This window comes from Sphingomonas bacterium (genome assembly GCF_903644135.1).
Classification (GTDB): domain Bacteria; phylum Pseudomonadota; class Alphaproteobacteria; order Sphingomonadales; family Sphingomonadaceae; genus Sphingomonas.
The window spans coordinates 1-12,057 of the sequence record NZ_CAHJXA010000002.1; the positions used below are offsets into that span (position 1 = coordinate 1).

Annotated in this window: 12 protein-coding genes; 3 read left to right on the top strand and 9 right to left on the bottom strand. The window is 64.9% G+C overall.

Features of this window, described 5'->3' with window-relative positions:
• Positions 1 to 773 (top strand): aldehyde dehydrogenase family protein (locus HUU96_RS00295; protein ID WP_174290868.1); only part of this gene is annotated, 773 nt, incomplete at its 5' end.
• A gap of 49 nt (positions 774 to 822) precedes the next feature.
• Here HUU96_RS00295 and HUU96_RS00300 read toward each other — a convergent pair.
• The 9 genes from HUU96_RS00300 to HUU96_RS00340 all read right to left on the bottom strand — a co-directional run bounded on the left by HUU96_RS00300 (position 823) and on the right by HUU96_RS00340 (position 10,390).
• A complete protein-coding gene (locus tag HUU96_RS00300; protein WP_174290869.1) occupies positions 823 to 1,200 on the bottom strand; it encodes a hypothetical protein in 378 nt (125 codons plus the stop codon).
• A 52-nt stretch (positions 1,201 to 1,252) separates the two neighbouring features.
• Positions 1,253 to 1,768: a hypothetical protein gene (locus HUU96_RS00305; RefSeq protein WP_174290870.1), complete on the bottom strand. Its 516-nt coding sequence runs from the start codon at positions 1,766 to 1,768 to the stop codon at positions 1,253 to 1,255.
• 56 nt (positions 1,769 to 1,824) lie between these two features.
• Positions 1,825 to 2,706, bottom strand: a complete 882-nt coding sequence (locus tag HUU96_RS00310) for an SDR family oxidoreductase (protein ID WP_174290871.1) — start codon at positions 2,704 to 2,706, stop codon at positions 1,825 to 1,827.
• Between the two features lie 141 nt (positions 2,707 to 2,847).
• A complete protein-coding gene (locus HUU96_RS00315) occupies positions 2,848 to 5,337 on the bottom strand; it encodes a TonB-dependent receptor (protein WP_174290872.1) in 2,490 nt (829 codons plus the stop codon).
• 270 nt (positions 5,338 to 5,607) lie between these two features.
• On the bottom strand, positions 5,608 to 6,216 hold the full coding sequence (locus HUU96_RS00320) for a cytochrome b (protein WP_217430228.1): 609 nt from the start codon (positions 6,214 to 6,216) through the stop codon (positions 5,608 to 5,610).
• 1 nt (position 6,217) lies between these two features.
• A complete protein-coding gene (locus HUU96_RS00325) occupies positions 6,218 to 6,808 on the bottom strand; it encodes a YceI family protein (protein WP_174290873.1) in 591 nt (196 codons plus the stop codon).
• Positions 6,809 to 6,853: 45 nt separating this feature from the next.
• Positions 6,854 to 7,357: a DUF6644 family protein gene (locus HUU96_RS00330; RefSeq protein WP_217430229.1), complete on the bottom strand. Its 504-nt coding sequence runs from the start codon at positions 7,355 to 7,357 to the stop codon at positions 6,854 to 6,856.
• Positions 7,354 to 7,854, bottom strand: coding sequence for a DUF6644 family protein (locus tag HUU96_RS00335; protein WP_174290874.1), 501 nt, complete (start codon positions 7,852 to 7,854; stop codon positions 7,354 to 7,356). Before HUU96_RS00335 ends, HUU96_RS00330 begins: the two co-directional genes overlap by 4 nt.
• Before the next feature lie 169 nt (positions 7,855 to 8,023).
• On the bottom strand, positions 8,024 to 10,390 hold the full coding sequence (locus HUU96_RS00340) for a TonB-dependent receptor (protein WP_174290875.1): 2,367 nt from the start codon (positions 10,388 to 10,390) through the stop codon (positions 8,024 to 8,026).
• 476 nt (positions 10,391 to 10,866) lie between these two features.
• Here HUU96_RS00340 and HUU96_RS00345 point away from each other — a divergent pair, with 476 nt between their 5' ends.
• Both HUU96_RS00345 and HUU96_RS00350 read left to right on the top strand, forming a co-directional pair.
• Positions 10,867 to 11,583 carry a hypothetical protein gene (locus tag HUU96_RS00345; protein ID WP_174290876.1) on the top strand — a complete coding sequence of 239 codons (717 nt, stop codon included), beginning with the start codon at positions 10,867 to 10,869 and terminating at the stop codon, positions 11,581 to 11,583.
• Positions 11,584 to 11,662: 79 nt separating this feature from the next.
• Positions 11,663 to 12,052 (top strand): DUF6152 family protein, encoded by a 390-nt coding sequence (locus HUU96_RS00350; protein WP_174290877.1) that lies wholly within the window; start codon positions 11,663 to 11,665, stop codon positions 12,050 to 12,052.
• The last annotated feature ends 5 nt before the right edge of the window (positions 12,053 to 12,057 follow it).

Sequence of the window (12,057 nt, forward strand, 5' to 3'; positions counted from 1 at the left end):
CCTTCACCGGCTCGACCGCGACGGGCCGGCAGGTGATGGCCGACGCCGCGCTGTCCGGGCCCAAGCCGGTGTCGCTGGAAATGGGCGGCAAGGGGCCGCAGATCGTGTTCGCCGATGCCGATCTCGACGCGGCGGCGGGGATCATCGCCAGCTCGGTCGTGCGCAATGCCGGCCAGATCTGCTATGCCGGCACGCGGCTGGTGGTCGCGCGCAGCGTCGCCGATGAGATGATCGAGAAGGTCGGCAGCCGCGTCGGCGGCACCGTCGCCGGGCCGACCTGGTCGAAGCGGACGACGCTGGCACCGATCCTGTCGCTCAAGCAGCGCGACCGGATCACCGGCATCCTTGCGAAAGGCGTCGAGGCCGGTGCCGAAATCCTGATCGGCGGCGCGGCGATCGAGGACCGCGACGGCTTTTATTTCGAGCCGACGCTGGTCGACAAGCTGACGGTCGACAATCCGATCATCGAGCAGGAGGTGTTCGGCCCGGTCCTCGCCATCCAGCCGTTCGAGGACCTCGACGAGGCGCTGGAGCTGGCGGAGCATTGCGACTACGGACTGGGTGCCGCGCTCTATACCCGCGACCTGGCGACGGCGATGCGGGCCAGCAAGGCGATTAAGGCCGGGTCGGTCTGGGTCAACCAGTTCGGCGTCAACGACATCATCGCGCCGGTGGGCGGCTACAAGAAGTCGGGCTTCGGCAAGGACTTCGGCGTCGAAGGGCTACTCAAGTTCATGCATATCAAGGGCATCTCGATCAAGATGACCGCCTGACGCGGCGACCCGACGCAAACCGTTCGCGCCGGGTCGATCGATGGCACCATTACTTGCTCTGGCGCGCCTTCATCATCGACACGAACGCGGTCGCGGCGGTCGCGATCGTCTCGGTCGGATGGGCGGCGCACTCGCCGTGCATGAAGGTCTTCATGTCGTCAGGGGTCAGCCCGCGGCCGATGTCGAAGCCAGGCGGCGAGACGTAGATATTGTACGCCGACATCACCCCCGCGACGAAGAACCGATTGGCCATATATTCCGATGGCTCGGCTTTGATCTCGGCGGCGGACCAGTCGCTGCACAGCTTGTGACCCGGGCCATAGGTGACCGGCCCGGTCGGAGCGGCGGGTGCCGCCATCGGCTTGGCCTGCTGTGCTACAGCAGGAGAGAGAGGAGCGAGCAGCAACAGCGCGAGAACCAGCTTCATGGACGATCTCCCGAGTGGACGAACCTTGAACAACGCCTGACCGTCGAGGGCATCAATGCGTCACCGCTCGCAATGCCGGCACCCGCCGCACCCCATTCTGCCAGGCGACCAGCCCGAGCCAGATCAGGATGAGCGGCGATGTCGAGCTCAACGCCACTGGCGGCACGAAGCGCGTGACGAAGCTGTAGAGGAACAGGAGCAAGCCGGCGAGCACGCCGGTGATCTTGACCGCGCGCGAGCCGGGAAGCGAGACAGTGACGAACCAGATACCGGCGAAGATGTGGCCGCCGTACCGCTCGAAATAGGCGATGTCGTGAGCGACGTTGCCCATCGTCATCACCCCGCTCGTCACGTCCAACACCAGCCAGCCATAGCCCGCCGCCTTGGCCCATTCCGGCGCTTCCAGCTTCGCTACCAACAGGAAGATGGACAGATGGAACAGGATACCCGGATAGTTGATCCACCATCGGCCCGGTGCCACCGCAAACGAGATCACCACCGGCACGAAGAACAGCAGCGCGGCCAGCGCGGGCACCCGCGGTGACAAGGAGGCGGCGGGATCGTTCATGAGCTTGTCCCCGATGAGGAGTGATAAGGCGGCGGTTCGAAGGCCATACGCGCAGCCTAGCCGCTCGCCGCCGCGGTCATGGCGGCGTGGTGGGACGCGACGAACTGCTCGAAACTGGTCGGTGGTCGGCCGAGCAGCCAGGTCAGCACGTTAGGGTTGCCGATGAAATCATGGCTGCTGTAGCGCTCGGTCAGCGATCGGCCGACGGCGGCTTCGTGCGGCATGGTGCTGAGGTCATGATCGCCGAACAGGCCCTTGAGATAGGCATCGGGGCCGATCTCCTCCACGGTGATCGGCTTGCCGAACACCTTGGCGATAATCGCACCCATGTCATGCGCGGTGTAGCGCCCCGCCCCGACCAGTTCATAGGTCGCGCCGGCATGACGCTCGCTGTCGCCCAGCACCGCCGCCGCGACGTCGGTCACGTCGCCGATATCGACCAGCGACTGATGCCGGTCGAGCGACCATCCCGCCCGCAATACGCCGGTCTCGAAAATCCGCGTGAAGCGCCGCGGTGCCATGTAGATGGTTGGCTGTAGGATTGTGTATTCCAGCCCCGACGAGACCAGATATTCCTCGATGTCGCGCTTGATCTCGTGCTGCACCAAGTCGGTGAGGATCGCGTGCAGCACCGAGCTGAACACGAAATGCTCGACGCCCTCCGCCTTGGCGGCGTCGATCCAGGCCAACCCGATCTCGCGCTCACGCGGGTTGATGCCTGGGCAGACGTGATAGACCTTGTCGACCCCGCGGATCGCACGCTCGATGATGTCGGGCTGGCTGATATCGCCGACGACGACATCAGCGAGGCCGGCATCGCGCAGCTCCGCCGCCGATCGCTCCGAGCGCACACAGGCGCGCAGTTCATGTCCCTGGGCGAGGAGCTTGGGAACGAGCAGCTTGCCCTGCTGACCGTTGGCGGCGTTGACGAGGATCATGACGGTCTCCGGGGAAAACTGCTGCTCGGTCTGCCATCGGCCTGTTCACATCGCGAGCGAAATCTCGTCGATCGATCGGTCCGCCGCATCACGCTACAGGTAGATCGACCGGGGACCCCGTTCCCCGGTCGATCCCACTCTTTAGAACTTGACCGAAGCGCGGCCGCCAAAGGTACGCGGCGGGCTGGTAAAGGCCGAGAGCACGTTGCCGAACGCCACCGGCGCGGTGAGCAGGCGATGGTTCTCGATGTTGCGCACAAAGCCCTGCAGCGACCAGCGACCGTTCGCCGGACCGAACGAGATCTGGCCGTTGGTGGTCCAGCTTGCCGTCTGGATCTGCTCGGACGCATAATCGAAATAGGTGTAGCGGCTGGTCTTGTACGCCGTGTCCACCCCAAACACGAGCTTGTAGTCGCCCACCGGCACCGTCTGCGATCCACCCAGGTTCAACGACCATTTGGGCGAGTTGTAGGACGGCAGGCCAGCGCAGTTGACGTTGAAGAACGGCACGATGCCGAACAACGGTGCCAGCGTCGATGGGGACACCGCGCAGTTGGTGTACGGGTAACCCAGCGTCGAGTAGGTGAAGCTCTTCGCCTTGGCATCCAGATACTGGACGTCGGCATTGAGCTCGGTCGTCTTGGTCACGAGCACGCGGCCCTCGACCTCGACGCCCTTGATCTCCGAGCGGCCGATATTCTGGGTATAGCTGCCGGGACGGTTCAAGGCGTCGACGGCGGCGTGAGCGATCTGCTCGTTGTTATACTTCCAGTAAAAGCCCTCGATATTGAGCTGGACGCGATTGTCGAAGAAGCGGTTCTTCGAGCCGATCGTGAACGCGGTCAGCGTCTCGGGCTGATAGGTCTCCAGCCCCACAGCGTTGTTAACCCCGCCCGACCGGAAGCCGGTCTCGACGCTGCCATAGAGCAGCGAGGTGGGGGTCAGGTCGAACTCGACCGCGCCGCGATAGGTCACCTTGCCGTTGCTGAGCTGGTTGTTGAAGAAGATGTCGGTCCGCGCGATGGTCGTGTTCGGGGTCGGCCCGGGGATACGGAGCGCGATCGCACCCGTGGGGCTGACCGCGGTCGGGATTGCGAAGGGCAGCGCCTGGTAGGAGGTGATCGTCGGCGGCAGGATCGCCGTCGGGCAGGTGAAGCCCGCGTTGCACGTCTCGGCAATGGTGATGCCGTGCGCGTTGAAATACTTCTGGTCGTGCGTGTAGCGGACACCGCCAACGAGGCGGAGCCGGTCGGTCAGGTGCGCGGTCAGGCGCAGGAACGGCGCGTAGGAGTCGGTCCTGACCTGGGTCGGATCCTGGAAGTTCTCGCTGGTGGCGCTGGCCACCGTGCCCGCCTGCAGCTTGGCATTCTCATGATAGTAGAAGAAGCCCAGCGTATAGTCGAACAGGCTGACCTTGCCGGCAAAGCGGCTCTCGACGCTGTACTGGATGTCCTTCTGGTTGTTGGCGATCGGGAAGCCGCCGCCCGCGTTGCGATTGACCACATGATCGAAGCGCACCGCCGGGATGACGGTGAGGACGCCCTTGCCGGTATCCCATTCGAAGTCGCCGTTCGCGCCGTAAAACGAGCTGTCCTGGTACAGGCTGGGGAACGGATCATATTTACGGCCGGTGACGGCGCTGTTCCGCGACGTCTCGAACGCCTGCGAGGCGGGCGACAGATTGCCGTCCGAGCGCGGGATGTTGAGCGGCGTGACGACGCAGTTCGGCGTCCGGCCGGGAGTCGTCGGCGTCGCCGCCGAGCAGGCATAGGTGTTGAGGTAGGTGACGCCCGCCCCGACGCCGCCGAGATGCGAATAGTCGAACGAAACGCGCGCGGTGATGTCCGGCGTCAGTTTCGCCTTCGCCTGGATGCGCAGGCCTTCCGACTTGTCGTCGGAGGTGCCGTCGAGATCATAGCCGTCGCGGCGGTTAAACACGCCCGAGACGCGGACCGCGCCGTTCTCGCCGAGCGGGAGGTTGATCGCGCCTTCGCCGGCGAACGCGTTGTAGTTGCCATAGGACACCGTGCCATACCCGCCCAGCTCGCCGAGCTTGGGCTGGGTCGGCAGGACGTTGATCGCGCCGGCAGTGGCGTTGCGGCCGTAGAGCGTGCCCTGCGGCCCCTTCAGCACTTCGACCCGGTCGAGATCGAAGAAAGTGGTGGAGGTGGCGGTCAGGCGGCCGATATACACGCCGTCATAGTTGAACGCGACCGCCGGATCGCTGGTGACCGACACCGAGAAGTTGCCGACGCCGCGGATGAACGAGGTCGCCGACGGGCCGACATTGGCGATGGTCAGCGCCGGGACCAGCTGGTTGAGCCGCTCGGGCTGAGTGATGCCAGCGCCGGTGATGCCCGCGCCGCTGACGACGCTGATTGCGATTGCCGCCTTTTGCGAGCTTTCCTGCCGGCGCTGGGCGGTGACGATGATGTCCTGAAGACCGGTCGACCCCTGCGTCTGCGCCGTGGCATCGGCGGTCGCGGAACCGTCCTGGATGCCGGAAGCCTGCTGCGAGGGAACCGCGTTGCCGGCCGCGACGGGGGGCTGCCCGGTGGCGTCCTGCGCTAGGGCGATGCCCGGCACCATCCCCATGGCCAGCACGGTGCCAGCCAGCAACATCTTACGCATCGTGATCCTCTCCCTTTGAAATCAGGGTCTTCCTGCCGAAGACCTCGTTGGGCGAACGCTTCGCCGTTGGAGGGCCGATAGCGGAGCGGTTTCCGATAGCGGAAGATGCCGAATAACGATGCTATATAACAAATTGTAGATCGGAAGAGGTATCACTGCCGGATCGATCGCAGCGTCACTTGGCCCATCGACCGCGATTCAACGGCAAGCGGCTCCGAACCGCGACGGTGCGAGGCTTACATGACGCAGAAATGCCCGTTGGCTGGGTAGCTAGGCGGAAACCCGCGCCGTCCGGCCAGGCAGGATGCGCCAGAGCACGCCGTCATGCTGGACGAACTGATGCTTGAGCGCCGCACCGATGTGCAAAAGGATCAGCGCGCCGAACAGATAGGCGAGGTAGACATGGGTGGTGCCGACATTGTTCTCGATCGCCAGGCGCACCGGCATCGGCTGATCATGGACCACGCCGATGTGCGGCAGCGGGATCAGCTTGTAGAGCAGGGTCGGCAGGTTGAGCGCGCTGGCGGAGACGATCACCCAGCCGGTCAGCGGCATCACCAGCATCAGACCGTAGAAGGTCCAGTGGGTCGTGGTCGCCGCGACCCGCTCCCACGGCTTCATCGTCGCAGGATAGGGCGGCGGCCGATGCGCGAGCCGCCAGCCGAGCCGCAGCACGCTGAGCGCCAGCACGGTGATGCCGATCGATTTATGCAGCTGGAACAGCGTGAACCGGTCGAGCCCGGTGATCCGGTCCATCCGCCAGCCGAGCCAGATGTTGAACACGATCAGCGCGGCGATCACCCAGTGGAACGCGATCGCGCCCAGCGAATAGCGCCGCGTGGTGGCGGAGGCGTCGGGCATGGCTGCGAGCGTTGCCACCTCAGCTATGCTTGGCTGCGACGTCGACCGCCAGCTGGACGTTGAATGGCACGGTGTCGGCGGTGGCGAACTGGCCCTGACCGACGCCGAAGACATGCCGGTCGATAGTTGCCGTTCCCGTCATCCGCGCCTGGTTACCCTGGATCTTGAGGGTGAAGGGCAGTGCCAGCGGACGAGCGACGCCGCGGATCGTTAGCGTGCCGAGCGCCTGGTAGCGGCCGCCGCCCAAGTCCTTGAAGCTCTTGGCGGCATAGCTCGCCTGCGCATATTTACTGATCGAGAACCAGTCCGCCCCGGGCAGCGCCTCGTCGCGATCGCTGCTGCCGGTCTTGGCGGAGGCCATGTTCACCCTGACCAGCACCGACGAGCCGGCGAGGTTCTTGGGGTCAAAGCGGATATCGGCGTGCCAGCGAGCGAAACTGCCGCTGAACGGCGCGCCGCCGACGCTGCTCGAGAAGCGCAGGTGCGAGGCCGCCATGTCCGTCGTCCAGGCCGGCGCTAGCGCCGGCACGGCTGCCACCACGGGCATCATCGCCAGCGGCGCTCCCAGGGCGAGTGCCGACATCAATCCGGCGGCGATCAGCTTCGTCATTCGTCACACTCCAATTGCGCGCCACCCGGAAAGCCGCCGCACGCCCTATACAAACCCGACCCATCGCCCGGCAACCACCACGCCGATCCAGAAGACCAGCGACAGCCCCGCCGCGATCCGCACGCCCCGCGGCGTCGGCACCCGCTCGTTCCATTCGTGCACCTGCCGCCAGGCACCGCGATGGAAGATGAGCATATTGGCACCGGCCAGCGCGAGCAGCACCATCTTGATGCGGAACGGCACATTGGCATAATATTTGGTCGCCGCCGACACGAACATCAAGCTGCCGGTGATCGCCGCGACGATGAACGCGGTCCAGGTCCAGGGAAGCACCTCGTCCGACAGCTGCATCGCGCCCATCGTGCGGGTGGAAATACCCAGCAGGCGAAGGTCGAGCATCGCGATCGACCCGACCACCAGGGTCAGCGCAAGGACGTGGATCGTCTCGATCGTCGGGAAGATCCATTCCGATTCGGTGATCTTCACCGCAAGCGGCGTCGCCTCGATCCAGGTGGCGACCTGGAACAGCATCGTGCCACCGCCGCTCATACATGCCCCCCGGCATAGGCGATCCAGCGGCCGCAGGTCAGCACCGCCACCCACAGCGCCAGCGAGATTAGTGCGCAGACGCGGATGATCGCGCGCTTGCCGGCCGGCAGGTCACGATAGCGGCAATCCTCCAGCAGCAGCGGGATTGGAGCGGTGAACAACGCCGCGCCGATGATCAGCCCCATCTTGGTCCAGAACACCCAGTTGAGCAGCTCGCGCGCCGGCTCGGCCATGATCTGCAACAGCCCCGTCGCGAGCAGCACCGCAAGCGCGCCCCAGATCCAGGGATAGAAGCGCAGGGTTAGCCCCCGCATCGACTGCTCGCGCCCCAGGAAGCCGGCGAGCCTCAGGTCGAGCATCCCGATCGACGACATGACGATCGCGATCGCCAGGATATGAACGCTCTGCAACGTCGGCACCGCCCAGTTATGGTTGGCGATAGCGGTGCTCAGCGACGTCGTCGCCAACCAGTCGCTTGCCGCCTGCAACCTTTCCATCAACCTCTCCCATCTGTGTTGGCGGTCGGCACCACAACCGGGAACGACCGCGACTTACCGTCGCGGCCGTGCCGGCAACAGATCATATTTTCAAGTTACCGATACGTTCCGTTACGTTCAAACGCCTCGGTATTCAGCCTATTCTCCCCGGCCGGTCAGGTGCCGGAGATCAGAAATGAGCGCCCAGCGTCGCACCGAAGGTGCGCGGAGCGCCCGGTGCGAAGGCGAAGCTGGTGGCCACCTGACCAACGGCATAGGTGTATTCCTTGGTCAGGTTCTTGACCCAGAGCTGGATGTCGTAGCGCTTGCTGGGTGCCGTCCAGCCGAGCGAGGCATCGACGATGTGATGGGCGTCGTTCACCACATATTGGGCCGAGGTCGGATAGGACTCGTTATAGTGGTCATTGGCGCTCAGCGTGAACGAGCCCTGGCGGGTGTTGATGTTGTAGACCGCGCCGATTGTCGCCGACACGGGCGCGGCGAACTGCGGCGTCGCGCCGGCGAGGTTGCACAGCGTGTTGACCACCGTTCCTACCGTGACACCGCGGGCATCGACGCGCGGAACGCCCGGCGTGGGGCAAGTGGTGCCGGGGAAGTCGGCGTATTTGGCGTCGAGATACTCGATCGCGCCGTTCAGGGTCAGCCCGCGGACCGGCACGACGCTGAGGTCGATGTCGACGCCGTCGACCTTCTCCCTGGCCGCGTTCAGCAGCAGCGCGTTGCCGGGCGCGGCGGGCGGCGACATCGACCGGACCTGGACGTTCTGGTAGTTGTAATGGAAGTAGGAGGCGTTGAAGCGCAGCCGCCGATCGAAGAACTCGGACTTCACCCCGCCTTCTGTCGCGTACAGCAGCTCGGGCGTCACCGGCGGGTTGTTGAAACCGTTGCCGTTATACGCGCCCGACTTGAAGCCCAGGTTATGCGACGCGAACAGGTGGATGTTGTCGCCGATGTCCTGCGCCAGCACGAAGCGGTAGGTCAGCTTGTGGAACACCAGCCGCGTCGGGATGCCGTTGGGGAACGACGCCGCGATGACGCCATTGGTGAAGAGCGCGAAAGGCTGCCCCGGATAATAGACGATGCCGGGCGTTGTCGCGGTCGCCGGCACGCCGAGCGTCGCGACCGAGTTCGGGTAGCCCGCCAGCGGCGAAAGCTGACCGGTCAGCGTCTTGCGCTCGGCGGTGTAGCGCAGGCCGACCGTCAGGTGCGTCCCCTTGAAGAAGCGGTAAGAACCGTCGCCGAACACCGACCCTGACAGCGTGTTGGGAAAACCGTTGTTGCGCTGCGGTGTCCCCAGGCAGTTGGCCGGAAGCGGACCGTTGCAGGTTGGCAGCGAGTCCAGCCGCAGCTGGGTATGGTCGTCATAATAGAACGCACCTAGCACCCAGTCGAAACGGTTGTCCGGCGATGCCTTGGAGACAAGCTGAAGCTCCTCGCTGAGCGACCGGTTCTTCTCGTAGAAATTGCTGTACGCCGTGGTCTCGCCGGCCAGCGGCTGCCCCGGGCCGGGGCCACCGCCGGCGAAGGCGACGTTGGCGTGGCTGGCCTGGAAGCCGCTCAGGCTCTGCAAGGTGGCGAAGCCCAGGTCCTGCTCGACCTTCAGCGTGCCGATATAGATGTTGGTCGGGGCCGACGGATCGATCCGCAAGGTGCTGCGATACTTGCCCTGATAGGTCGTGCCGTCGTTGGCGATCGTGCCGGGCAACACCTCATAGGCATAGCCGTAGTCGCGGTTGTTGTAGTCGTAGATGAAGCTGGTGGTGATCTTGGTGTTCGACCCCGGCCGCCAGACCAGCTTGGCCTGGACGCCGGTCTCGTTCGACTTCTGGATATCGCTGCCGGTGACGAGGTTGCGGCTCCAGCCGTCGCTCTGCTTCTGGTGGTAGACGGCGACCCCGGCCGCCAGCGTGTCGGTCAGCGGCGTCGCGGCGTAGAGATTGGTCGTCAGCGTATTGTAGTTGCCATAGCCGACCGAGGCATCGACGCGGGTGGTGTCGCCGGGATCGCGGGTGATGACCGAGATCAGGCCGCCGGTCGCGTTGCGGCCATACAGCGTCCCCTGCGGCCCCTTCAGCACCTCGACCCGCTCGATATTGTTGAACGAGTAGATGCCGACTGTTGGGTTGGCGAGGTAGAGGCCGTCGATATAGACCGCGACCTGCGCCTCGTTGAAGCCGGTGCTGGGCGTGCCGATGCCGCGCAGATAGATGTTGTTGCCGCCCGACGGCGTCACCACCAGGCCCGATACCAGGCTCGGCAGCGACAGCACGCCGGTGACGTTGAAGGCCTTGAGCGTGGAGGCGGACACCGCCTGGATGGTGATCGGTACCGCCTGCAGGTCGGCGCTGCGACGGGTCGCGGTGACGACGATGTCCTCGACCGCGGAGGATGTGGCCGCGTCCGGAGCGCCGGTCTGATCGGTCGCGCCCGGGGCGTTCGACGGCGTCACCGGGCTGGCCGGCTGCGCGGTCTGCGCCAAGGCGGGCTCCGCGGCGAACAGCGACGCGGAGAGAAACAGAGCGGTCTTGATGGTCATGCCTAATCCTCACCTGATCTGATTGGCGCAGCGTGACCGGGCGAACGATCGCGCAACGTCTGAACAAGGATTGGCCAAGCCATCGGCTCGCAATCCTCTCCGCGCTTCTGCGAGCGCCGTTGTCCATCTGATCCAAACAAAACAAGGAGGGGAGATGCAGATTTCATGGAACGATGCTGGTTTGTTATACCTGATCTAGGCCATGTATCGTCCGCGGCATATAAGCGATCAACAAACGGTGCAGAACCCGCGCGATAAGAGCGTTGCATCAACGCTGTCAGGATCGCATCTCACTTGCCCGCTCCGCCTTGTCTATGGCAGCAGCAAAGGCGTAGATCAGCGCAGGCGGTTCCGATCAGCCGATGATGCGACGACGCCAGCGAGATGAGAGGAAGACGATCACGATGCGCCCCTTGACCAGCATCTGCCGCCGAGTGGCCTTGGCCGCTGCGTCCGCCTGCCTCGCAATGCCGGCAATGGCCGGCACCCAAGCGCAAACCGCGCCGCAGGGGCAGATCGCGCCGGAGCAGCTCAACTGGCATGGCGATGCCAAGGCACCGGATATCAGCGGCGTCTGGGTGCGGGCCGATACTCCCGCCGCCAGTGGCAGCAAGGAAGGCTGGGCTCCCTGGGCACCGCCGCTGAAGGGAGCTTTCGCCGAGACCTGGAAGAAGCGCGTCGCCGATGCCGCCGCCGGCACCCGCACCGACGATCCGGTGCGCGGATGCCAGCCGCCGGGGATGCCGCGCTTCATCACCGGCTCCAACGGGCCGATGCTGATCATGCAGACCCCGGGCCGGGTGATGCTCTATCGCGACGGCATGCCGGTGCGCCGCGTCTGGCTCACCCCAGCCGCCCTGCCGGCGGCGAAGGATATCGAAAGCTTCTCCAACGGCAACGCGATCGGCAAGTATGAGGGGCAGGACCTCGTGACGCAGATCGTCGGCATCAAGGACCAGCCGATCGACAGCACCGGCGTGCCGCATAGCAACGCCCTGAAGATCGCCGAGCGGTTCCACCGCGTCGGCGCCAATACCATGACGGTGACGGTGACGCTGACCGACCCCGCCGCCCTGACCCGGCCGATGACGTCCACCGTGACATATCACCTGCTCGGCGATCCCAAATGGGAGCCGCATGAGTTCCTGTGCACGCCCAACACCAATTACTCGCCGGACAAATATGTTCATTGAGCGCTGCGCCGGCGGTCGTTCAGCACTCCGCCAGCCAGCCTTGGCCATATTCGATGATCGACCGACTAGAGGAAACATGATGACCAAGAAGATCCGTATCCTTGCCGCGCTGGCGGTGATTGCCGCGCCGCTGCCGGTGCTGGCGCATCATTCGTTCGCGATGTTCGACAAGTCCAAGGAGATCGTGCTTAAGAATGCGGTCGTGAAGGACTGGCAATGGACCAGCCCGCACACCTGGCTGTACCTCGTGGTGCCGAACGGGTCAGGCACCCCCGACAAATATTCGATCGAGGGCGGCAACCCGGGTGCGATGCGGCGTGACGGCTTTGCCAAGGGATCGCTGTCGCCCGGCGACAAGGTCACCGTCTACGCGGCACCGCTGCGCAGCGGTGAGAAGGGCGGCAGCCTGAATGCCGTCGTCCTGCCCAACGGCAAGATGCTGGGCGAGCGGATGAAGCCAGGCGCGTGAGGTCG

What these genes read in the sequence shown, in the direction of transcription:
- HUU96_RS00345 (WP_174290876.1), top strand. Translation starts at nt 10,867, where the DNA reads ATGGCCGGCACCCAAGCGCAAACCGCGCCGCAGGGGCAGATCGCGCCG.
- HUU96_RS00300 (WP_174290869.1), bottom strand. Translation starts at nt 1,200, where the DNA reads ATGAAGCTGGTTCTCGCGCTGTTGCTGCTCGCTCCTCTCTCTCCTGCT.
- HUU96_RS00340 (WP_174290875.1), bottom strand. Translation starts at nt 10,390, where the DNA reads ATGACCATCAAGACCGCTCTGTTTCTCTCCGCGTCGCTGTTCGCCGCG.
- HUU96_RS00335 (WP_174290874.1), bottom strand. Translation starts at nt 7,854, where the DNA reads ATGGAAAGGTTGCAGGCGGCAAGCGACTGGTTGGCGACGACGTCGCTG.
- HUU96_RS00330 (WP_217430229.1), bottom strand. Translation starts at nt 7,357, where the DNA reads ATGAGCGGCGGTGGCACGATGCTGTTCCAGGTCGCCACCTGGATCGAG.
- HUU96_RS00325 (WP_174290873.1), bottom strand. Translation starts at nt 6,808, where the DNA reads ATGACGAAGCTGATCGCCGCCGGATTGATGTCGGCACTCGCCCTGGGA.
- HUU96_RS00305 (WP_174290870.1), bottom strand. Translation starts at nt 1,768, where the DNA reads ATGAACGATCCCGCCGCCTCCTTGTCACCGCGGGTGCCCGCGCTGGCC.
- HUU96_RS00310 (WP_174290871.1), bottom strand. Translation starts at nt 2,706, where the DNA reads ATGATCCTCGTCAACGCCGCCAACGGTCAGCAGGGCAAGCTGCTCGTT.
- HUU96_RS00350 (WP_174290877.1), top strand. Translation starts at nt 11,663, where the DNA reads ATGACCAAGAAGATCCGTATCCTTGCCGCGCTGGCGGTGATTGCCGCG.
- HUU96_RS00315 (WP_174290872.1), bottom strand. Translation starts at nt 5,337, where the DNA reads ATGCGTAAGATGTTGCTGGCTGGCACCGTGCTGGCCATGGGGATGGTG.